This is a genomic window from Nannocystis sp. RBIL2 (genome assembly GCF_026626745.1).
Classification (GTDB): Bacteria; Myxococcota_A; Polyangia; order Nannocystales; family Nannocystaceae; genus Nannocystis.
On record NZ_JAPNJW010000001.1, the window covers coordinates 4,213,451 to 4,234,967 of the forward strand.

20 protein-coding genes are annotated in these 21,517 nt (G+C 71.3%); 11 read left to right on the top strand and 9 right to left on the bottom strand.

Features of this window, described 5'->3' with window-relative positions:
* Nucleotides 1-17 precede the first annotated feature (17 nt).
* Nucleotides 18-791 (top strand): DUF72 domain-containing protein, encoded by a 774-nt coding sequence (locus tag OV090_RS16445; protein WP_267704619.1) that lies wholly within the window; start codon nt 18-20, stop codon nt 789-791.
* A gap of 148 nt (nt 792-939) precedes the next feature.
* Nucleotides 940-1,536 (top strand): alpha-ketoglutarate-dependent dioxygenase AlkB, encoded by a 597-nt coding sequence (locus OV090_RS16450; protein ID WP_267704620.1) that lies wholly within the window; start codon nt 940-942, stop codon nt 1,534-1,536.
* A 296-nt stretch (nt 1,537-1,832) separates the two neighbouring features.
* Here the strand turns inward: OV090_RS16450 and OV090_RS16455 are convergent, their stop codons facing one another.
* Nucleotides 1,833-4,982, bottom strand: a complete 3,150-nt coding sequence (locus OV090_RS16455) for a serine/threonine-protein kinase (RefSeq protein ID WP_267704621.1) — start codon at nt 4,980-4,982, stop codon at nt 1,833-1,835.
* Between the two features lie 102 nt (nt 4,983-5,084).
* On the opposite strand from OV090_RS16455, the gene OV090_RS16460 reads away from it, so the two are divergent.
* Nucleotides 5,085-6,017: an ADYC domain-containing protein gene (locus tag OV090_RS16460; RefSeq protein WP_267704622.1), complete on the top strand. Its 933-nt coding sequence runs from the start codon at nt 5,085-5,087 to the stop codon at nt 6,015-6,017.
* Between the two features lie 74 nt (nt 6,018-6,091).
* Here the strand turns inward: OV090_RS16460 and OV090_RS16465 are convergent, their stop codons facing one another.
* From OV090_RS16465 to OV090_RS16480, 4 genes are all read right to left on the bottom strand, one after another.
* Nucleotides 6,092-7,153 (bottom strand): TIGR04500 family putative peptide maturation system protein, encoded by a 1,062-nt coding sequence (locus OV090_RS16465; RefSeq protein ID WP_267704624.1) that lies wholly within the window; start codon nt 7,151-7,153, stop codon nt 6,092-6,094.
* A 20-nt stretch (nt 7,154-7,173) separates the two neighbouring features.
* The gene (locus OV090_RS16470) at nt 7,174-8,151 is read right to left on the bottom strand and encodes an MvdC/MvdD family ATP grasp protein (RefSeq protein WP_267704625.1); all 978 of its coding nucleotides are present in this window, start codon (nt 8,149-8,151) and stop codon (nt 7,174-7,176) included.
* 196 nt (nt 8,152-8,347) lie between these two features.
* Nucleotides 8,348-8,503: a hypothetical protein gene (locus tag OV090_RS16475; RefSeq protein WP_267704627.1), complete on the bottom strand. Its 156-nt coding sequence runs from the start codon at nt 8,501-8,503 to the stop codon at nt 8,348-8,350.
* A 63-nt stretch (nt 8,504-8,566) separates the two neighbouring features.
* Nucleotides 8,567-8,713, bottom strand: coding sequence for a hypothetical protein (locus tag OV090_RS16480; protein WP_267704629.1), 147 nt, complete (start codon nt 8,711-8,713; stop codon nt 8,567-8,569).
* 471 nt (nt 8,714-9,184) lie between these two features.
* Between OV090_RS16480 and OV090_RS16485 the strand changes: the two genes are divergently transcribed.
* Entirely contained in the window at nt 9,185-10,570 is a 1,386-nt protein-coding gene (locus OV090_RS16485) for a Ca2+-dependent phosphoinositide-specific phospholipase C (protein ID WP_267704630.1), read from the top strand.
* A 12-nt stretch (nt 10,571-10,582) separates the two neighbouring features.
* Here OV090_RS16485 and OV090_RS16490 read toward each other — a convergent pair whose 3' ends face one another.
* Both OV090_RS16490 and OV090_RS16495 read right to left on the bottom strand, forming a co-directional pair.
* Complete coding sequence (locus tag OV090_RS16490) at nt 10,583-11,140, bottom strand: hypothetical protein (protein ID WP_267704632.1); 558 nt, start codon at nt 11,138-11,140, stop codon at nt 10,583-10,585.
* Between the two features lie 46 nt (nt 11,141-11,186).
* A complete protein-coding gene (locus tag OV090_RS16495; protein ID WP_267704634.1) occupies nt 11,187-11,906 on the bottom strand; it encodes a WYL domain-containing protein in 720 nt (239 codons plus the stop codon).
* A 65-nt stretch (nt 11,907-11,971) separates the two neighbouring features.
* On the opposite strand from OV090_RS16495, the gene OV090_RS16500 reads away from it, so the two are divergent.
* The 5 genes from OV090_RS16500 (at nt 11,972) to OV090_RS16520 (ending at nt 15,152) form a co-directional block, all read left to right on the top strand.
* Nucleotides 11,972-12,394 carry a VOC family protein gene (locus OV090_RS16500; RefSeq protein WP_267704636.1) on the top strand — a complete coding sequence of 141 codons (423 nt, stop codon included), beginning with the start codon at nt 11,972-11,974 and terminating at the stop codon, nt 12,392-12,394.
* Nucleotides 12,381-12,971, top strand: a complete 591-nt coding sequence (locus tag OV090_RS16505) for a YdeI/OmpD-associated family protein (RefSeq protein ID WP_267704638.1) — start codon at nt 12,381-12,383, stop codon at nt 12,969-12,971. Before OV090_RS16500 ends, OV090_RS16505 begins: the two co-directional genes overlap by 14 nt.
* A 392-nt stretch (nt 12,972-13,363) precedes the next feature.
* A complete protein-coding gene (locus tag OV090_RS16510) occupies nt 13,364-13,558 on the top strand; it encodes a hypothetical protein (RefSeq protein WP_267704640.1) in 195 nt (64 codons plus the stop codon).
* The gene (locus OV090_RS16515; protein ID WP_267704641.1) at nt 13,542-14,429 is read left to right on the top strand and encodes an SRPBCC domain-containing protein; all 888 of its coding nucleotides are present in this window, start codon (nt 13,542-13,544) and stop codon (nt 14,427-14,429) included. Before OV090_RS16510 ends, OV090_RS16515 begins: the two co-directional genes overlap by 17 nt.
* A 129-nt stretch (nt 14,430-14,558) precedes the next feature.
* Nucleotides 14,559-15,152 (top strand): protoglobin domain-containing protein, encoded by a 594-nt coding sequence (locus OV090_RS16520; protein ID WP_267704642.1) that lies wholly within the window; start codon nt 14,559-14,561, stop codon nt 15,150-15,152.
* Nucleotides 15,153-15,216: 64 nt separating this feature from the next.
* Here OV090_RS16520 and OV090_RS16525 read toward each other — a convergent pair whose 3' ends face one another.
* A complete protein-coding gene (locus OV090_RS16525; protein WP_267704643.1) occupies nt 15,217-16,359 on the bottom strand; it encodes a PQQ-dependent sugar dehydrogenase in 1,143 nt (380 codons plus the stop codon).
* A gap of 719 nt (nt 16,360-17,078) precedes the next feature.
* Here OV090_RS16525 and OV090_RS16530 point away from each other — a divergent pair.
* The gene (locus tag OV090_RS16530; RefSeq protein ID WP_267704644.1) at nt 17,079-18,131 is read left to right on the top strand and encodes a DUF4215 domain-containing protein; all 1,053 of its coding nucleotides are present in this window, start codon (nt 17,079-17,081) and stop codon (nt 18,129-18,131) included.
* 46 nt (nt 18,132-18,177) lie between these two features.
* On the opposite strand, the gene OV090_RS16535 is transcribed toward OV090_RS16530, so the two are convergent.
* On the bottom strand, nt 18,178-18,873 hold the full coding sequence (locus OV090_RS16535; RefSeq protein WP_267704645.1) for a hypothetical protein: 696 nt from the start codon (nt 18,871-18,873) through the stop codon (nt 18,178-18,180).
* A gap of 220 nt (nt 18,874-19,093) precedes the next feature.
* Here OV090_RS16535 and OV090_RS16540 point away from each other — a divergent pair, with 220 nt between their 5' ends.
* Nucleotides 19,094-21,247, top strand: a complete 2,154-nt coding sequence (locus OV090_RS16540; protein WP_267704646.1) for a prolyl oligopeptidase family serine peptidase — start codon at nt 19,094-19,096, stop codon at nt 21,245-21,247.
* The last annotated feature ends 270 nt before the right edge of the window (nt 21,248-21,517 follow it).

The window sequence follows — 21,517 nt, forward strand, 5'->3', positions numbered from 1 at the left end:
GTGTCAAGGCCGGGCGCGTGTTGTGGATCGGCACCTCCGGCTGGCAATACCGCGACTGGCGCGGCCGCTTCTATCCCGACGAATTGCCGCAGCACCGCTGGCTGTCGCACTACGCGACCGCCTTCCGCACCGTCGAGCTCAACAACAGTTTTTACCGCCTGCCCGACGGTGACACCTTCGCCGCCTGGCGCCGCGACACCCCCGCCGACTTCGTGATCGCGACCAAGGCCAGCCGCTTCCTGTCGCACATGAAGCGCCTCAAAGATCCGGAGGAGCCGATCGCTCGCCTGCTCGAGCGGGCCTGCCGGCTCGGCGACAAGCTGGGCCCGGTGCTGGTCCAGCTGCCGGCGCGGATGGCTTGCGACCGCGAGCGCCTCGAGCACTTCCTCGCGGTGTGGCCCGCGCGTCAGCGCCTGGCGATCGAGTTTCGCCACCCGTCCTGGTTCACCCCCGAGACCTTCGCCGCCCTGCGCCGCCGCGACGTCGCGCTGTGCCTCACCGATGTCGACGGCCGACCCCAGGGCCCGCTCGAGCGGACCGCCGACTGGGGCTACGTCCGCCTGCACCGCGGCACCGCCGCCCCGCGCCCGTGCTACGGCGTCACTGCCCTGGCCTCGTGGCTCGCGCGGATCTCCCGGCTCTACGCCGACCGCCGCGACGTCTTCGTCTTTTTTAATAATGACCCGCGCGCGTGCGCGGTCGCCAACGCGGCCCGCTTCGGCCGCCTCGCCGACGCCGCCGGCCGCGAGCGCACCCGCACCCCGCACCCCGCAGACGTCGAGCCCGGCTGAGCGATCGCGCCGCGACTGCCTCCAGGGCCGATGTCGCCGGCGATGGACGACCGCGGGTTTGCGATCTGCCGTTCGCTTCTCGCCCGCCGCGGCGTACCATGTAGGGCCTCGCCGTCCGGCGCGCTCCCTGTTCCCGAGGACATGTGACATGAGCCAGGTCCGCATCATCGCCGACGTCGACGGCGCGCTCGTCGACTACGACGCCGAGTTCCTCGGCGCGGGCGAGCGGACCGCGCTGCTCGCCGAGCTCGCGCAGGTCCAGGACCGCTTCGACCGCGACCGCGTGGTGATGTACGGCAAGACCATCGACTCGCCGCGGATGGTGTGCGCCTTCGGCGACGACGGCCTGCACTACCGCTACGCCGGCGTCGACCGCACCACGCACCCGTGGCCGCCGCACCTGCGGGCCGCCCGCGACCGGATCGCCGCGGTCTGCGGCCACCCCTTCAACTACGCCCTCGTCAACCTCTACCGCACGGGCGACGACTACATCGGCTGGCACGCCGACAAGGTCAGCGACCTCGTCGCCGGCTCCGCGATCGCCAGCCTCAGCCTCGGCGCCGCGCGGCCGTTCCAGCTGCGCCACAAGAGCTCCGGCGAGCTGCAAGAGGTCGTGCTCGCGTCCGGCAGCCTGCTGGTGATGCGCGGCACCTGCCAGCAATTTTACAAGCATTCTCTCCCACGCCGACGCGGCGTGACCGAGCCGCGCTTCAACGTCACCTTCCGCCACGTGCGCGCCGGGTGAGGCGAATCGATCACATGTCCTAAGGGACATATGTGAGGAGCGACGCGTCGGCGTCGCACGGATCCGCCCCGACGCTTTCTGACGGCGCACATGACATGTCTCGAGAGACATGTCGTACTCGATCGCGTGCGAGGCGTTCGACGGGTCGAGCACGTCGACGACGCCCGCGATCGCGCCCCCGGCCTTGCGCCCTGAACGCTCTCGTCGCTGAAGCTCACGAACGCGGAGGTCGTGGACGCGCCGTCCACAACCGGCGCATCGGTGTGGCCTCGCAGACGACAGGCCGCGCGGCCGGGTCAGCGGGCGGCGAGCCACGTGCGAACAGCCTCGGCCTCGCTCGCGTAGCCGTCGGCGGCGGCCAGCACCGTGAGCGCCGCCTCGGCGAGGCGACGCGCGGCTTCCGGGTCGTCGTCGGCGAGCAGGAGGGCGCGATCGAAGCGCACCTGCGCCAGCGCCGGCAGGTCGGCGTCGGCTTCGGCGACGTAGATCTGCTCCGCGCGTTCGAGGTGTGCATGCGCCTGCGAGCGGCGCCCCGTGGCCGCTTCGCTGAGGCCCAGCAGCGCCAGCGCCTCGGCCGTGCGCGGGTTGTCCTCGGCGACGACTTCGGCGAGCACGCCGACGGCGGCCTCGATGGCGACCAGCGCTTCGTCATGGCGACCCAGCGCCCGGCAAGCGCGCGCCTCCAGCTGGCGGGCGCGGGCCAGCGCCAGCCCGAGGCTGGGGACGCGGCTCAGCTGCTGCGCCACGGAGCGCGCGACGGTCAGGGCCTCCGCGGGGCGGCCGAGCGTCAGCTCGATCTCGGCGCGGTCGCACCCCACCTCGAGGTGCCGCGCATGGCCGGGCGGGAGCGTCTGCGCGAGCACGGCCTCGGCGCGCGCCTGGTGCTGCCGGGCGGTCTCACCGTCCCCGGCGAGGGCGGCGGCGTGGGCGTGCAACACGGCGATGTTGGCGGCGGCGAGCGAAGCGTCGCTGGGCCCGAGCAAGGTCCGGGCGACGGCGAGGTGGTCGAGGGCCTCGACGGGCCTCCGGCGCAGGGTGGCCAGCCACGCGAGCTGCTGCTCGACGAACGCGAGGGCGCCGTGGTCGGGGTCGGGGCGGGCCTCGGCGTCGGCGCGCACGCCGAGCAGGATCGCCTCGGCGTCCGCGAAGCGGCGGTGCTTGAGGTAGGCCATGCCGAGGTTGGCGCGCACCAGCAAGACCGTCGGATGGGCCGCGCCGAACGCCCGCTCGCCGATCGCCAGCGCGGGCCGCAGGGCCTCGATCGCGGCCCCGGTGCGGTAGAGGTCGTTGCGCAGGGTCCCGAGGTTGGCGTGGGTGTAGACCAGCTCGCCCGCATCGGGTCCGACGGCGGCGGTCTTGGCCGCGATCGCGGCGACGAACAGCGCCTCGGCGCGGGCCCAGTCGCTCTGGCCGAGGGCCACGGCGCCGGCGTTGTTGAGGAGCTCGCCGCGCAGGGCGTCAGGGTCGTCGACGCGGCCGAGCAGGGCGAGCGCGACCTCCTGGTCGCGGGCGGCGTCGGCGGGCTGGCCGAAGCGGTAGCCGCGGACGTAGATCCGGCGGGCCAGGGCCTCGGCTGCGACGCGGTCGTGGCCACTGCCCAGGCCGTCGCGGAAGGCCGCGGTGAAGGCCTCGTCGGCGGCCGCGGGGTCGCTGGCGAGGAGGGCGCGGCCGCGGTACAGCGCCAGCTCGGCGGCGAAGGGGCGATGCCCGGTGGCCGCGAGCTCGGGCGCGAGGGCGTCGGCGGCCGCGACGGCGCGGTCGTAGAGGCCGGTGCTCTCGAGGGCGCGCACGCGGGCGAGGCCGGCCTGGAAGCGCGCGACCGCGGACGCGACCGCGGGGTCTCCCGGCGGGCGCAGGGGATCGGCGAGCAGGCTGTCGAGGTCGCCGCAGGCGGCGATCGGCGGCAAGACGTCGGCGGCCAGAGCGGCGCCCTGCAGCGTCTCGCCGTCGACCTGGGCGAGCACGTCGGTGAGCGCGGCGAGGTCGGTGCGCCGCAGCTCGAGGCAGCGCATGCGCAGGTCGTACTGGGTGTCCGACTGACGCCCGGCGCGGTGGGCCTGGCAGGCGTCGTCGTGCATGTCCGCCCAGTCGGCGGCGTAGGCGGCGAGCCGGGCCTCGAGGTGGGCCCAGGTGGCGGGGGCGAACGGCTGGCGCAGGGCGAGCATGGCAGCGCCCAGCTGCTCGCGCCGCGAGTCGTCCCAGACGCCGCGCAGGGCGGCGCTGCCGTCGGGACAGGCCTGGGCCTCGGAGGCGGCGAAGAACCAGCCGCAGAGCAAGCCGAACGCGCCCAGGGCGGCGCCGAACAGGCCGGTGCGGAGGCGGCGGCGGCGGGCGCGGGCCGGGTCCTGGGCGAGGGCGTCCAGCAGCGCGTCCATCGACGGATAGCGGCGCGCCGGGTCGGCCGCCAGGCCACGCACGACGGCCCGCCGCAGCCACGCCGGGACCGTCGCGCCGGGCGGGGCCGCCTGGACCTCACCGCGCTCGATCGCCGCGCGCAGGGCCGCCACCGAGGTGCGCGGGAACGGCGGCGCGCCGTACAGGGCCTCGTAGGCCGTGACGCAGAAGCTGAACTGGTCGCTGCGCTCGTCGCAGGCCAGGCCGGCGTGCTGCTCGGGGGCCATGTACGCGGGCGTGCCCAGGACCGCGCCGGCCCGCGTGAGCGCGAGCTGCAGCATCCGCCGCCCGGACGAGGCGGGCACCGGCGCCGGCTCGACCTCGCCGGTGTCGAAGGCCCGCGCGAGCCCGAAGTCAGCCACCTTCACGCTGCCGTCCACGCCGACCAAAGTGTTGTGCGGCTTGTAGTCGCGGTGGACGATGCCGGCCCGGTGCGCCGCCGCGAGCCCGCGACCGGACGCGAGCAGCACCGGCAGCACCTCCTGCCAGCCGCGGGCCTTCGCGGCCAGCCAGGCGTCGAGGCTCTGGCCGCGCACGAACTCCATGGCGATGAAGTGCTGCGCGCCGAGGCTGACGACCTCGAACACGGAGACGATGTTGGGATGCGACAGGCGGGCCATCGCCTGGGCCTCGCGCAGCAGCCGGTCGTCGTTGCGGCCGCCGTCGTGGTGCAGCAGCTTGAGCGCGACCTTGCGGTCGAGCAGCTCGTCGTAGGCGGCGTAGACCACCCCCATGCCGCCCTCGCCGAGGCGCTCGAGCACGGTGAAGCGACCGAGCCGCACCGGGGCGGCGGCGGGTCGATCGAACCGCTCGAGCTCGTCGGCCAGCGCGTCGTCGGGCGCGAGCGTGACCCGGGAGGGCTCGGCGAGCCCGAAGGAGGCGGTCGCGGCCCGCGGCGGCAAGGCAACCCCGGTGGTGGCGGACCCGAGCGGCCCCGTGTCCCGCGAAGGGACCTCCGGAGGCGCCGCGGGATCGACCGCGGTGGTGGCGGTCGCGAGGGAGGCCGGGCCCTGCGAAGGGGCCTCGGGCGGCGCGACGGGCTCGCGGGTCACCGCGGGAGGCTAACGGCGTGACCGCGGCCCGGCAAATCGGCGCGGTCCCGCGCCTTCACCCCAGGCCCGGGACTTGCATAGGCCGCCGGCATGCGTCCTGACTTGCGGTCCCCTGTCGCCTCCCTCCTCGCGTCCCTCCTGCTGATCGCCTGCGCCCCCGAAGACGACGACGTCGAGCTGCGCGGCGTCCTGATCACCGGCGGCAACTCGGGCGGCGGCACCGTGTTCAACACTCACGCGCTCGACAACCAGGTCTTCTCCGAGCTCGAGCCGCTGGGCGAGCCGCACGTCGGCCCCGGGCTCGACTCGGTCAACCTCGCGGGCAACATCGAGGTGCTGCAGCTGGCGGAGGAGGGGGGCGAGCTGGTCGGCTACGACTGGCTCGGCCACAAGTACAGCGGCGAGGCGCTGCTCGGGTCGCAGTGGATCATCAGCTTCAGCTCGGGCCTGCTCGAGATCCCGATGTTCCTGCTCCACATCGACGACGAGGGCGCCGTGCCGCACTACCAGTTCTACCACCACAAGGGTGAAACGAGTGAAACCGAGCTGCCGAACTGTCCCGAGGGCAAGTACGGCCCCGGCCACGCGCGGGTGCTGTCAGGGCTGAGCGTCGACGAGGACAACGGCGAGGTCTCGGAGGTCCCGGGGCTGCTCTACCTCGCCTGCGACACCGGCGCGACCGGCAAGGCCGCGGACCTGGGGTACTATGATTGGGCGAGATCGCAGGGGGACCTCGAATTGTTCGAGACTGCCATCCGGGTGCTCCGCGCCGATTATTGCTACGACGGGCAATCGCACACGAAGCCCGGCGTGGAGCTGGTGCTCGAGGACCGCTGGGGGATCCACGGCCCCAGCCCAGAACACGCCATGGACCCGGTGGAGGCCGTGTGGGGCCCGAACGGCCTGCTCTGCCACGGCAAGGGCCGGCTCACCGATATCGCCTGCCTGAGCAAGCGCAAGGTCCCCGAGTGCCCGAACGGCACGACGTTCGAGACCTACCAGGGCGCGCAGTACATCACCCGACTGCATAAATAGAGGCGGGCGCGGCCAGGCGCCCCGTCGATCCGCCTACTCGGCGACCTCGCGCCCGTGCCGATCCGTCCTGCCGCTCACGGCTGCTGACCCCAGATCCACTGGATCTTCGCAGCAGCGCGGCGCTCGGCCAGCCACGCCTCGAACAGGCGATCGCGGACCGCCCGCCGCGTCGCGGGATCGAAGGTCGCGGGCTCGAGCGCCCGCACCACGAGGACCTCGTAACCGGCAGACGTGTCGAGCGGATCGAGCACCGCGCCGGGCGCAGAACCGAAGATCGCCGCGGCGCGCTGCTCCGGCAGGTCGCCGCGCCGCACGCGAGCGAGCAGCGGAGGCGGCTGCTGCCACGGGAGGTCGGTCCGCCCCGGGGCCCGCAGCACCGTCGTGGCCGCGTCGAGCAGGTCCACCTCGCCCGCGCGGAGGCCCGCGCACAGCGACAGCGCGCGCTCGCGGCCGGGGACGACGATCCGGGCGATCACCGCGGTGTCGAACTCGGCCCGGTGCTCGGCGAAGTACGCCTCCTCGCGCCCGGCGGTCACGTGGTCCCGCAACTTGGTCGCGCGCGCGAAGCCGTCGACCAGCTGCTCGAGGCTCTGCACCGTGGTGCCGTGCTGCTCCAACCAGCGCATCGTCGCCTCGGCCGTGAACAGACCGCGCCGCTTGCGGAACCCGTCCACGGCGGTCTGCAGCTCCTCGCGCGTCGGCTCGAACGCCGCGGGGTCGCGCTCCAGGGCCTCGGCGACCAGCGCGGTCTCGACCAGCCGATCGGTGAGGTAGGGCGTGTCCCACAGGAAGTCGAGGAGCGCGACCACGTCGGGGATCGTCATGCGCTTCTCGTTGACGCGCAGCATCTCGTTCTCGCTCCAGCGGAACGCGCCCCGCAGGGCCCATGGGACGCCGCGATCGGGGCAGTAGCCCACCGACACGGTGCCCTGGCCGGGTACGCGGAGCAGCGCGTCGTAGTGCACGCCGCCGTTCATCGCCTCCTGCTCCCAGAGCACGTCCAACTCGACGCTTCGGTGGTCGCGCGCGACCTGCCGCAGGCGCCGCTCGCCCTCTCGCGGCGACAGCCGCTCGCCGGCCAGCCGGACCATCTCGTCCAGGATCTCGATCGTCGTCTTGCTGATCTCGCTGTTCACGTCGTCATCCTCCTGCGCGCTCAGGCCGCCTCGCGCTCCATGAGCAGGTCGCAAATCGCGTCGCTGATCGGCAGCCCCGTGCTCGTCTCGATCCACAGGTACTGGCCGTTGGGGTTGATCTCGAGGAACACGTACCTGCCGTCGGGCGTGAGCACCATGTCGATGGCGCCGTAACGGAGGCCGAGCCGCCGCACCAGCTCGAGGCAGCCGCGCCGGACGTCGTCCGGCAGGGTGTGCGGGTAATGAGGGGTGTGGGTCATGTCATAACGCCGCCAGTCCACGCGCGTGCGGTTGGCTTTCTGCGAGTGGATCTCGGCGGCGAAGACCTGCTCGCCGACTACGGTGATGCGCAGCTCCACCTGCTTCGGCACGTAGGCCTGGAAGATCATCGGCGCGTAGCGGATAGTGTCCGCGTAGCCGACGTCGCGGCGGGTGACCCGCTGGGTGAAGCGGGCCAGCTGCGAGCCCTTGAGCGCCTTCGTCATCGCCGTGCCGAGCAGCTTGCTCACCAGGTCGCCGTCGTGCTCGCGGTAGAAGTCGAGGAACGCCTGCGGGTCGCTGGTGATGAGCGTCGGCGGCAGCTCGAGCCCGAGCTCGGCCGCGAGCTTGAGCTGGAGCGGCTTGAGGTCGGCGCGGCGCAGCACCGAGGTCGGCGCGGGCAGCCACCGGCACGGCAGCGTATGCCACACGGCGGTGAGCATCGCCTCGCACTCGAGCTCCACGTAGTGACGCCACGCGGGGTCCTGGACCGCGGCAGGCGCCTCCGGCGGCGACGGCCGGCGGCGCCAGATCGTCGAGACGCGCTCGAGATCGACGCTGCGCTCCTGCGTGCGGAGGATCGTCGCGGTCCGGCCGTCCGGCGCGCACCCGAACGACAGGTTCGCCCGCGCGGGATAGTCGGCTTCGTCGAAGCGCAGGTACTCGGCGCCCCGCCGCTCGAGCCGCTCGATGACGGCGTCGGCGTGGGGATCGGTCGGCCCGGTGAGGATGATGATCATAGTTTCTTTCTTTTAAAAAAGTCGGAGGTGTAGGAGAGGAGGAGCGGCCTCTCGCGCCGCTCCCCCTCTCCTCGCCCGGCAGCTACGTGCTCCCGGGCAGCATGGACCGCGCTTCACAGGTCGTCGCCGTCGTCGGCGCAGGTGGTAGAGAGGTGTTCAGGGTCGTCCTGCGATGCGCGGCCCCTGCCGCGGCGCGCTAGTGGTCGTCGGTCTCGCCGCTGGCGGAGCTGTCCTGGGAGGTGTTGGGCGCCGTGGGCTGCTGGCCACCCGTGACGAGCTCCAGCTCGTTGTCGCTCAGCTCGCGCCCGTCCTCGGTCTCGATGATGTCCTTGATCTCGATGGTCTTCTTCATGGCTATTTCCTCTTTCAGGTTTGATTCACGGTTCAATTGCGTGGAAGTCTCCGCCGAGCACGCTCACGCGTATTCGTCGGTGTCGCCGCCTTGATCGTCGGTCTTGGTGGCCGGCGCCTGGCCGCCCACGACGAGCTCGAGCGCCTCGTCGCTCAGCTCGCGCTTGTCCTCCTGCTCGCGCAGATCCTCGATCTTGATCGACTTGTTCATGGCTAAGTTCCTCATTCCGGGTCGGCCACGGCCGCTCGCCGGTTCTTTGTCGTCTGACGCGCGCCCCGAGCACACACAAGCCCGGTCACCACCTGGGGCACGAGATGATGACCGTCGGATCACTCTGACCTTATTCCCGGCGAATGCAACGAGGACAGGTTGTCTGTCCGCGCCACGTGCTTTCGAAATCACGCCGCCTGTGCGTATGACGAATCGCAGGACACGGCTGCGACCTCTTTATAAGGAGGATGCGCCGCCTCACTCGCGTTTCGCCGCAATTCACGGAATGCGAGAAACTCGCCGCGATCCGCGGGGGTCCAACCGTACGCTCACGTCCAGGCGCACGTCGCCGTCACGCCGCCGGGGTCGTCCTGCGACACCCACGACGTGTTTGCAGCCGTCGGCTGCACGCGCGATTCGCCGGCGCGTCACGCCATTACCCCTTCATCCTCTCTTACCCTAAGGTACTCGATGCATTCCAAGATCGTCCCGCTCACATTGGTCAGCGCCTTCCTCGCCCTCACCGTCGGCCCCGGCAGCGCCCGCGCGGACGCGCCCAGCGCGTGGGTCTACTGGGACAGCGATCCTTATGACAACGTGTACTTCGCCCGCCCGCACAACACCTACGAGCGCACGGCCCAGTTCCCCGCCCTCGATTACGCGCTGTGGAACGGCTTCCGCGCGCTCGAGATCGACGTGCACGAGTTCAAGACGGTCAACGGGGCCCGGCAGTTCCCGGTGAAGCACGACGCCTGGGCCAGCGACACCGGCAACAACTGTCGCTGGGGTCAGGGCGGCTTCTTGCGCGATTGCTTGCACGACATCCGCAATTGGAGCGACTACAACCCGGGGCACCTGCCGATCACGGTGCAGATCGACCTCAAGACCCTCAACCCCTACGGCTGGGGCGACGGGCAGTACGACGAGCTGCACGCGCAGGTCGCCGAGGTGCTCGGCAGCAAGCTGTACCGGCCCGACGACCTGCGCATGTTCACCGCCTACGACAGCATCCGCCAGGGCGTGGCCCAGACGGGCTGGCCGACGCTCGAAGCCCTGAAGGGCAAGGTCGTCGTCCTCATCATGGGCGGGCCGATCGGCGACAAGAACGACATGATGGAGAACTACGTCCGCCGCCACGGCGCGGGCGCCAACTTCTTCGTCTGTCCCAACGCGGGCAGCGCCGAGGACTTCGACTCGTGGGGCAACGCCAACGACTTCGACGAGTACGGCACCAACAAGTGGGTCATCTGCGGCAACGTCGACTCGCCGAAGTACTGGCCGGAGATCACCAGCAACGCGGACGACAACAACCAGCTCGTCAACCTGTGGAGCAGCGACTACGAGCACGACGAGTTCTACCGCATGTACCTGGCGGTCGGCTGGGGCGCGACCATGATCAGCCGCGGCAACGGCGACACCTTCGGCGGCAAGATCCCCCTCGTCGGCCTGCGCAGCTCGGTCCCGGTGCAGTTCGAGATCGTCAACGACAACAGCCAGAAGTGCCTCGAGGTGCGCAACGCCGACTTCGACGACGGCACCGACATCGTCCAGTGGACGTGCGACAACGGGATCGACCAGCGGTGGATCTACAGCGACGAGACCCAACTCCGCGCCTGGGGTGACACGTCCTATTGCTACGACATCGACGGCGGCGACGGCGACCAGGGCGACCGCCACCACATCTGGGACTGCGACGGCGGTGACAGCGAGAAGTGGCGCCTGCAGCCGAACGGCTCGTTCGTCGGCATGAACGGCCGCTGCATGGACGTGCCGAACGGCAGCACCGCCAACGGGGTCCAGCTGTGGCACTACGACTGCAACGGGACCAACGCGCAGCGCTTCCACCTGACGTGGTGACGCGCGGCGCGACTACGACGATTCGCCCGCGTCCTCGGCCGGCTCGAAGCTGTAATACAGCACCTCGCTCCACCAGCCGGGGCGCGCCGCCTTCTGCCAGTTCGCGCGCAGCTGGGCGAGCCAGGGCGCTTCGCCGCCCGCGATCGCACGGTCGACGCACGCCCCGAGGTCCGTGATCTCGACGACAAGCCGGCGCGCGTGCTCGACGAGGTCGCCGCCCCTGATGTCGAAGATCTCGCCGGCCTCGAGCAGCAGGTACTTCGTCGGCGGCGCCGCCCCGAGGAAGGCCCGCATCTTTGCGAGCTCGGCGTCGAAGCCGTCGCGCGCCGGCAGCTCGCCCTCGCCGATCCGGGCGAAGAACGCGAGGGTGCGCTCGAACGCCCCCGCGCGCTCGGCGAGCACGCCGATGTCGCGGGCCCAGATCGCCGAGCGGACCACCCGCGGCGCGTTCGCCATCATCACCTTGTGGACGAGCGGGATGTCCCAGTTGTATTCGCTGAGGCCGCGGGCGTAAAAGCCGTCCTTCGGCGGGACGTCGTCACACGTGTAGAGATGAGAGCGATTCGCCATCGACGCGGATGATACCCGCGGGGCGGCGCAGGTGTCCACCGCGCGCCTATAGCTGGGTGAAGAGCTCGCCCAGGGAGGCGACCATCGCCTCTGCCTTGCGCACGCGGAACGTGGCCGCAGCGACGCTCGCCGCTTCGATGCGATCGACGCGGAGGGCCCTGACCGCGCCGCGCAGGTGATCCCAGACCAGCAGGTACCACGCAGGCCAGCTCAGCAGCAGGTAGTGGGGTTCGACCAGGCGCTCCGTGCTCCGCTCGTTGGCGCGGTAGGTGAGCCCCAGGGCGCGCTGGTGGAAGAACGCCTCGTGGATCGGGCGCAGCACCGCGGCGCGCGGGGCCTTCCACGAGGCGGTGATGTTCGCCGAGGTGGGCCCCACGAGGATCCGTCGCCGCAAGGCGCCGATCCGGGCCCGCTCCTCCGGCGGGAACGCGGCGGTCAGCTTCTGCCGCAGCGCGCCCACAGTGGACAGCAGCAGCGGCGAGCGCAGCCGCTCGGCGAGCGCCAGCGAGAGCAAGAGGTCGAGCAGCTCCGCGGCGTCGAGCTGCACGCGACCGAGGCCCGAGCGCGCAGGCACCCGCACCCCGCCGCCGCGCCCCCGCTCCGATTCGACGGCCACGCCGCGCGCCGCGAGCCGTGACAGGTCGCGCCGCACGGTGCGCACGCAGACACCGAGCTCCTCGGCCAGCTCGCGCGCCGTCCACGAGGGCCGCGAGGCGAGCAGGCCGAGGGTGCGGTCCAGGCGGTCGGTGACGGGCTCGCGCTTCAAATGTGACCGATTCTGTCACCTTTTCCCTGCACTGTCATCCGGCGAACACGAGAGGAGATTTTTCCATGCTGAGAGGACTGAGCACGTTCAACCTGTGGGCCGCAGATCTGCCGGCGGCCGTCCGCTGGTACGCCGAGCTGCTGGGCACCCGGCCTTACTTCACCAGCGAGGCGGTCGGGCGCGGGCCGGGCTACGTGGAGTTTCGCGTCGGCGACTACCAACACGAGCTGGGCATCATCGACCGACGCTTCGCGCCGCCCGGGCTGGCCGCGGAGCGCGGCGGGACGATCGTGTACTGGCACGTCGACGATCTTCCCGCGGCCCTCGAGCGCCTCCTCGCGCGCGGCGCCGAGCTGCTCGAGCCGATCACCGAGCGCGGCCCCGGGTTCGTCACCGCCTCGGTCGTCGACCCGTTCGGCAACGTGCTCGGCGTGATGTACAACCGCCATTACCTCGACATGCTCGGGAGGCGCGATGCGCAGCGGTGACCGTCCCGCCGCGGCGATCGGCGAGGCCGCGGTGGTCGCCTTCCGCAGCGCCGCCGAGTTTGAGGCCTGGCTCGGCGAGCACGCCGGGCTGCGCGCCGGCGTGTGGCTGAAGCTGGCCAAGCAGGGGTCCGGCGTGCCGTCGATGACCAGCGACGAGGCCGTCGACGTCGGCCTCTGCTTCGGGTGGATCTCCGGCCAGAGGAAGGCCCACGACGCGGTCTACTACCTGCAGAAGTACGTGCCCCGCCGGCGCGGCAGTCGATGGTCGCAGATCAACGTGGCCAAGGTGGAGGCGCTGCTCGCCGCCGGGCGCTTGCGACCGTGCGGTCTGGCCGAGGTCGAGGCCGCGAAGGCCGACGGACGCTGGGCCGCGGCCTACGAGTCACAGCGCGACGCGACGGTCCCGCCCGACCTCGCTGCCGCCCTCGCGGCGAGCCCGCGAGCGACGCAGACGTTCGCGGGGCTCGGCAAGACGCAGCAGTACGCGGTGATCCTCGGCATCGTCACCGCTCGCTCCGCGAACGCCCGGCAGCGGCAGCTCCGCAGGGCGATGGCGACGCTCGATCCGCCACCGTAGAGCTCGGTGTCGGCCGGTCGCGCGACCTGCGGCCCTCGGCATCGATCTGGCTGAAAAGACAGACCCGAGGAACGACCCGGGTGCGCAGATCTCCGCGAACCCGTCGTGCGCATGGATTGCGCAGTCGCTATGGTGTCGAAGATCGCGGGCGCTGGCCCCCGCATGCGCCCGACCGGGCTCGACTGTCGTGCAGCTCCTAGCGACGCCGCGTCGCATTCTTTTTTAGAAAAGAAGCCTCGGGGCATTGCTGAAGAAACGATGCGTTCCACAACTAGCTGGTTCTCGAACCGTGTTGCGAGACCCTCGCCGACCTGCGCGCGGGAGAGACCTCGGGGGGTGGAGCTCGCCGAGTCGTTCGACACGACGGTGCGGGCGTTGTCGAAGCACAGGGCGTGCTCGAGGCTGCTGGGCTCGTCACCCGCGAGCGCGGCGCGCAGCGATTGCCGAGCCATTCCGCCGCCGAGCCGCTGGCCGCCATCGACCGCTGGATCGAGGGCTACAGGCGACTATCGAACCGCCGCTGCGACCGTCTGGACGAGCGGTGGAAGCGGCGGCAGAAAGGCAAGCACCATGACCCGACCGGATGATTCACAGGACCGTGAGATCGAGATCGTGCGCGTGTTCGACGCCCCGCGCGAGCTGGTGTTCGACAGCTGGATCCGCGCCGAGCACGTCCGCGAATGGTTCGCGCCGAACGGTCACAGCACCACCGATTGCGAGGTCGACGCGCGCCCTGACGGCAGCTGGCGCGTCGAGTACCGCTCCGAGCGCGGCGCGCGGTTCAGCGAGCGCGGGCGCTTCAACGAGGTCTCGCGCCCCGATCGCCTGTCGTTCACCCTCACCCAGGTCAGCGAGAGCAGCGCGGGCCCCGAGACCGTCGTGACAGTCACCTTCGCCGCGGTCGGCAACGCCACCCAGGTGCGCTTTCACCAGACCGGCTTCGAATCGGCCGAGCGGCGCGACGGCAACGCCGAGGGCTGGAACGAGTGCTTCGCCAAGCTCGCGCGACACATCGCCACCAGCGGCGCCGCCGAGGCCGAGCTGCGCGCATTGTTCCGGGCGTGGTCGCAGGCCACCGCCACCCGGGACCTCGAGGGCTCGATGGCGCCGATCGCCCGCGACGTGGTGTCGTACGAGCATGAGGCCCCGCTCCAGCTCGTCGGCGTCGACGCCGTGCGCGAGGTGTGCCGGCGCGGCTTCGAGGCGACGCAAGGCGGCATCGCCTGGGACGTCCCCGACCTGCGGGTGCTCGTCTGCGGCGACCTGGCGGTGACCTGGGGCCTCAATCGCATGCAAGCGCAAGAGCCCGGCCAGGCGCAGGTCGAGAGCTGGTCGCGCGGCACCCGGGTGTTCCGCAAGATCGGCGGCGCCTGGCAGATGATCCACCAGCACGTCTCGTTCCCCTACGACCCGCAGACCTCGCAGGCCAGGCTCGACCTGCGACCCGACGAGCCCTGACGTCGCGTCAGTGTCTCTCCCACGAATCACCGCAGGAAATCACTCTCGGGAATCACGCGGCCTCAAGGGCCGCGACACCCGACCTTGGTCGGATGTTCGCGGTCGGCGAACTCGTCCATATCGACGAGCATGTCCCAGACCTCGATCCCCGGTTACACCTACGGCACCCCCCAGGTCGCGCCTTCGCCCGTCACGGACGCCGACTTCGCGCTGCTCAAGCAGACCGTCCTGCTCGGCGACGAGGACCTCCGTTACCTGCGACTCGCAGGTGAAGTGCTCGGCGACCAGGTCGAAGCGATCCTGGACGTCTGGTACGGCTTCGTCGGCGCCAACGCCCACCTCGTGCATTACTTCAGCGGCGCCGACGGTCGCCCCGACGCGCAGTACCTCGGCCGCGTGCGCCAGCGCTTCGGCCAGTGGATCCGCGACACCTGCAGCGCCCAGTATGACCGCGCCTGGCTCGATTATCAGCACGAGATCGGCCTGCGCCACACCGCCGCCAAGAAGAACCGCACCGACGGCGTGGCCTCGGCGGCCCCGCAGATCCACCTCCGCTACCTGATCGCCTTCATCGTCCCGATCACCGCCACCATCAAGCCGTTCCTGGCCAAGAAGGGGCACGCCGCCGCCGACGTCGAGGCCATGCACGCGGCGTGGTTCAAAGCAGTGACGCTGCAGGTCACGCTGTGGAGCGAGCCCTACGTGGCAGCGTCGGTGTTCTGAGCGAGCCGACGCGGCTCCGACAGATTGCTAGCACCTGGCCTTCCGGTCAGCCAGCCATTGTCTCTCACTCGGTCGGCGAGAGCCGCAGGATCTTCGCGTTCTCCTTGTCGGTGAGCACGTAGACCAGCCCGTCGGGTCCCTGTGCCACGTCGCGGATGCGCTGGCCGAGGTCGCCCAGCAGGCGCTCCTCGCCGACCACGCGGCCATCTTCGAGGTCGAGGCGGGACAGGTGCTCCTCGACCAGCGCCCCGACGAACAGGTCGCCCTGCCAGGCCGGGAACGCATCGCCGGCGTAGAACATCGCCCCGCTCGGCGCGATCGACGGCACCCAGTAGTACAGCGGCTCGACGAAGCCGGGCCCGGAGGACTTGCCGGTGCCGACCGGCGTGCCGTCGTAGTTGACGCCGTAGCTGACGCGCGGCCACCCGTAGTTCTTGCCCGGCTCGGGCAGGTTGACCTCGTCGCCGCCCTTCGGCCCGTGCTCGACGATCCACAGCTGGCGGGTCTCGGGGTGGATCGCCGCCGATTGGATGTTGCGATGGCCGATCGACCAGATCTCCGGCAGCGCGCCCGGCTCGTCGATGAACGGGTTGTCGCCCGGGATCGAGCCGTCACCTTTGATCCGCACGACCTTGCCGAGGTGGTTGTCGAGGGTCTGGGCCTTCTCGCGGGTCTCGTCGGTGAAGCGCTCGCCGAGGCCGACGAACAGCGCGCCGTCGTCCGCCACCGCGATCCGCGAGCCGAAGTGCTTGCCATTATCAAAAGTCGGCTGCTGGCGGAAGATCACCGCCACGTCCTCGAGCCGCGGCGTCGCGTCGAGGCGCAGCGTCGCCGCGGCCACGCTGGTGCCCGAGCCGCCCTCGCGCGGCTCCGCGAAGCTGAGGTAGATCCGGCTCGACGTGGCGAAGTCGTGCGCGAGGGCCACGTCGAGCAGCCCGCCCTGGTCCTCCGCGGCGACCTCCGGCACGTTCGCCAGCGGCTCGGACACCGAGCCGTCGACCGCGACGATCCGCAACCGACCTGGCCTTTCGGTCAGCAGGATGCGCCCGTCCGGCAGGAACTCGAGCGCCCACGGCCGATCGAGCCCGACCGCGAACTCCTCCACCCTGTAATCCGCGGTCTCCGCCGGGGTCGGCGCGTCGGTGCGATCGCTGCGCGAGGTGGTACAGGCGACGAGCAGCGTGAGGACCGCGATCGAGCTACGCATGGACGCTGCGAGCATTGGCGATGCCCGGGCGCCCGCAAGCTTTGCCGCGGCGTGAACCCGCCCGCACGCCTTCAGGCGCGATCCTGGCGAGAACAGCCTCCTCTGCGGCGCATGCGCCCGCTCTGCCCGCGCGACGACCTCGCCCTCCGCCGCCACGACGCAGGGCGGATCGGCCGCGCCCGAGCGTGCGACCCCGGACGTGGCGATCCCGCCGATCGATTCACGTATCGCGGGCCGGAGCCTCGACTGTCTCGCGCGCGAGCGCCCCGGCCTCGAGATCCCGAGCCGCCGACGCGTGATGTTGAACGCGGCGCGCCCACGCCGTCGGCGGCCCCGGTCAGCTGCGCGAGCTCGACGTCCTCGCCCCCGCTCCGCAACGCCCGCTCCGGGGCCGCAGGCCCGCCCGCGGCGATGCTGCGGCGAACCCCGGTCTGCGTCGGACGAGCCCTCGCGCCATCCTCAGGCACCTGTCTCTCGAGACAGCCAGGCCTGCGAGCGCGGTCGGCTTCGCGCCCGCGCTCGGCTTCAACCAGCGCCGTCCGCGTTGACCTCGCCGGCGCAACGCCCTACCGTCGATCGTCGTGACGCGCGCTTTTTGGCCTGTGAACCTGGTTCTGTGCGTCTTCGGTGTGACCGCCTGTGCCTCGGGCGAGGACCCGCAGGGGACCGCCTTCACCGGCGCACCGAATTCGTCGAACCCGATGTCGATGACCTCGTCGATGACCACGCCGACCGACGGCATGGGCTCGACCTCCGCGCCTGCGACCGAGACCGACGGCGTCGACGTCACCACCGACACGACGAGCACCGGCACCACCGCCGTCAGCGACACCGACGCGCCGGCCACCGACACCACCGCGGTCGCCACCACCGAACAGGCGACCAGCGCCGGCACCGATGGTTGCCCCGAGGGCGGCCTGTTCTGCGCCTGTTACGCCGATCAGACCTGCAACGACGGCCTCGTCTGCGAAAACGACGTGTGCGTGCCGGAGTCGGAGCCGGTGTGCGGCGACGGCATGCTCGCGGGCATGGAGGAGTGCGACAACGGGGCGGGCAACGCCGACACTGCCACTTGCAAGAGCGACTGCACCCTGCAGAAGTGCGGCGACGGCTTCCTCGGCCCCGGCGAGGCGTGCGACGACGGCAACGCGGTCGACAACGACGCCTGCTCCAACGCCTGCATCGCCGCCAGCTGCGGCGACCTCGTGGTGCAGATGGGCGAGGCCTGCGACGACGGCAACGCGGTCAGCACCGACGCCTGCATCAACTGTCAGGCGGCCGTGTGCGGCGACACCTTCGTGTACGCCGGCGTCGAGCAGTGCGACGACGGCAACGCCTCCGGCGGCGACGGCTGCAGCGCCTCGTGCCAGATCGAGGCGCCGCAGTGCGGCGGCAACTTCACCACCGGCTGGTGCCCGCAGAACGGCACCAACCAGCAGTTCACCCGCTGCGAGAGCGTGTCCAACAACAACAAGACCTGCAACAACCCGTTCATCAAGTACGGCACGGTCGAGAACGGGGTGCCGGCGCAGCACGGCGGCAACGACTACAACGCCTGGTGCATCCAGCTCGGCTTCTCCGGCTGGAGCGGCCAGGTCGGCTACGGCAATCGCCCGTGCGACCCGCCGCAGGGCCGGCTGTTCGGCTGCACCGGCTACGACGAGGCCGTGTGGCACTGGTGCGACTGGCAGGACGGCAACTGGCTCAACCAGCAGCTGAACTACTGGCAGTGCAACGACGGCACCCAGGTCACCTCGATCACCTGCCAGTGATCGCAGTGTCCATGGGACATGCCCTCAAGGACATGTCCCATGAGACTCAGAGCGTCGGGCACATCGGCTCGTCCGCCGCCTCGCAGCTCTCGAACCACGCCGTCCACAGCATGCACTGGGCGTGCGCCGGATCGTCGTCGGCGAGGGTCAGGCAGTCGGCGAAGAAGTCGACCGGCTTGAGGACGCAGCGCTCGACCGGGCCCTCCGGGGCGTCTTCGAGGGAGCCCGGGTCTTCGAGCCAGTTCTGGCGCAGGGCCCCGCCCTCCCCGTCGAACACGAGGTCGTACCACTCCTCCTCACCGTTGAACCCGTTGACGTCGTAGCGCAGGGGGAACCCCGCGCCGGCCGCCAGCTGCTCGAGCGCGCACTGGGTCTCCGACGTGTACGCCTCGGTGCATTCCGGGCTCCATGAATCGTTGCCGCACAGCAGCAGGACGTCGTCGCACGGGCGCGTGAAGCCGCAGCCCATCGCCAGCTCGTCGGGGAAGCCGCCCCCGGTCGTCCCGTCGGTCGTCGTCTCGTCCGTCGTCGAGGTCGTCGTCGAGGTCGTCGTCGGCGTCTCCGTGGTCCCGGGCCCGGTCGTCGTCGTCTCTCCGGTCTCCGTCCCGGAGGTCGTCGGCCCGGTCGTGCCCGGCTCGGTGGTCGCGTCGCTCGTCTCGCTCTCGGTGGTATCGCCCTTGTCGGAGCTACAGGCGGGGCCGAGCCCGAGGAGCCCGAGGAGTAAGAGTCGGTCGCATTTCATGGCCGGCAAGATAGAACGTCTCGCCCGCCCTTTCCAGCGCGGCGGCTTGCGAAGGGACACGACAAATGTGTCGTTCGCGCGGCCGCGCCCGCATCCGTCGACATGTCTCGAAGGACATGCCACTCATTCGCCAGGGCGATCACCGGGTCGCCGCGCCCCCGACCCGATCCCCGCGAGCGACTGGACGCCGACGCGCACTTCGTGATGTATTGAGTTCGCCATGCTTCGCCACGTCCCCTGGGGGCTCCTGGGCCTCGCGCTCGCGGCCTGTTCGCCCGCCACCCCGGTCCGTTCGCCTGCTTCGCCCGCTGCGGCGACGCCCACGGCCACGGCCGAGGTCGCGCCCGACCCGCGCGCTGCCTATCCGCAGGCCCGGCGTGGCGAGCCGGCCGACGATCCCTACCGATGGCTCGAAGACGACGGCGACGAGCTCTCGGCCTGGATCGCGGCGGAGAATCGTCATACCGACGGCGCGCTCGGCAGCGGTCCGGCTCGCGCGGCCCTGCGTGAGCGGCTCGCGGTGGTCCATCGCTACGAGAGCTTCGGCGTGCCGGTGCGCCGCGGCGGGCGCTACTTCTGGACTTACCGCGACGGCGTGCGCGACCAGGCCGTGCTGATGACCGCGCCTGCGCTCGACGCAGCGGCGACCGTCGTGCTCGACCCGGAGACGGTGTCGGCGGGCGGGCGGTTCACGTTCGCCGGCTGGGTCGTGAGCCCCGACGGCAAGTACCTCGCGTATGGCCTCGCCGAGGGCGGCGGCGACTGGACGACCTGGCATGTGCGCGACCTGGCGACCGGTAAAGACCTGCCCGAGACCTTCGATCACGTGAAGTACTACCGGCCGGTGTTCACGCGCGACGGTCGCGTGTTCTACGGCCGGTTTCCGGCGCCGCCGAAAGGCGGCGAGATCAAGGCGCTCGACTACGGTCACGCGGTGCACGTGCACCGGCTCGGCCGGCCGACGAGCGAAGATCGCGTGGTGTTCGCGCGACCCGAGCACCCGACCTGGCAGTTCGACCTCGAGGTCACGCCCGACGGCCGCTACCTGGTGATCACGATCGGCGACGGCCAGGTCGGCGACCGCGGGGTCGAGCGGATCGCCACGCTCGACCTGCGGGCTGGCGCCACGGCGGCTCCGCGTCTGCTGGTCGACGACTTCGACACCGAGCTGATCCTCGCCGGCAGCGACGGTCCACGGCTGCTGTTCATGACCACGGCCGACGCGCCGAACAAGCGGGTGGTAGCGATCGACGTGCGCCGGCCGGAGCGCGCGGCGTGGCAGACCGTGGTCCCGGCGGGGCCGCACGCGATCCACGACGTGATCCAGATCGGGCGCCAGCTGGTGGTGACCTCGCTGGTCGACGCGCACACCGAGGCGGTCGCGTACGACCTGCGGGGCGAGAAGCTGCGGGAGATCGGCCTGCCCGGGCTCGGCACCGCGTACTTCGCCGCCGCCGAGCCTGGCGCGAGCGAGGGCGCGGCCTACTTCACCGGCTTCACCGTGCCGGGCGCGGTCTACCGCTACGACGCCGCGAGCGGCGCGCTGACGGCGTGGAAGCGGCCGAGCACCGCGTTCGACCCGACCCAATTCGAGACCGAGCAGGTGTTCGTGACGTCGCGGGACGGCACCCGGGTCCCGATGTTCGTGGTCGGCAAGCGCGGCCTGCCGCGCGACGGCACCAGCCCGGCGATCATGACCGCATACGGGTTCGGCGGGGTCTCCTCCACGCCGTACTTCGACGCATCGACGATCCCGTGGCTCGAACGCGGCGGGCGGTTCGCGCTGGTCAACGTGCGCGGCGGCGGGGAGTACGGCGAGGCCTGGCATCAGGCCGCCGTGCGTGAGAAGCGGCAGACGGGCATCGATGACTTCCTCGCCGCGGCGAACCACCTGGTCAGCGCCGGCTACACCTCGGTGTCGCGGCTCGGTGCGACCGGTGTGTCGGGCGGCGGCACGCTGGTCGCGGCCGCGGTGGTCCAGCGCCCGGACGCGTTCGGCGCGGTCGTGCCGGTGGTCGGCGTGCACGATCTGCTGCGCTTCCACCTGTTCGGCCAGGGCGCGGGCTGGGCCGGCGACATGGGCTCGCCGGAGGTGCCCGCGGAGGCCGCGGTGCTGCGCAAGATCTCGCCGCTGCACAACGTGCGCCCGGGGACGCGCTACCCGGCGATGCTTATCACCACCTCGGACCACGACGTCCGGGTCGCGCCGCTGCACTCGTACAAGCTCGCCGCGGCGCTGCAGGCCGCGCAGGCCGGCCCCGCGTCCGTGCTGCTCCGCGTGTACACCCGCAGCGGCCACGGAGCGTCGCGGCTGTCGAAGCGGCTCGAGCAGGCCGAGGAGCTTTTCACGTTCTTCACCGCAAACCTGCGATGAGGCCGAGCGCGTGATGGACGGACAGCCGCGGCCCCCTGCGGGCCGCACCGCGCGCACGCCCGCGATCGGCGACGTCGGCGGTCATCGGACGACATGTCTTTCGGGACAGCCGGCGGCTGACGCCAGCGATCTGTCCTTCGAGACAGCTGCATCTCCGGCGCGCGAAGCCCGTCTTCTGCGTCGGGAACGCGGCTGCGTGGGCGCGGTGCGCACGTCCGAGCCGTGCGCGTAAGGAGTAACGACCTCGCGGGTTTCGATCACCGGTTTCTC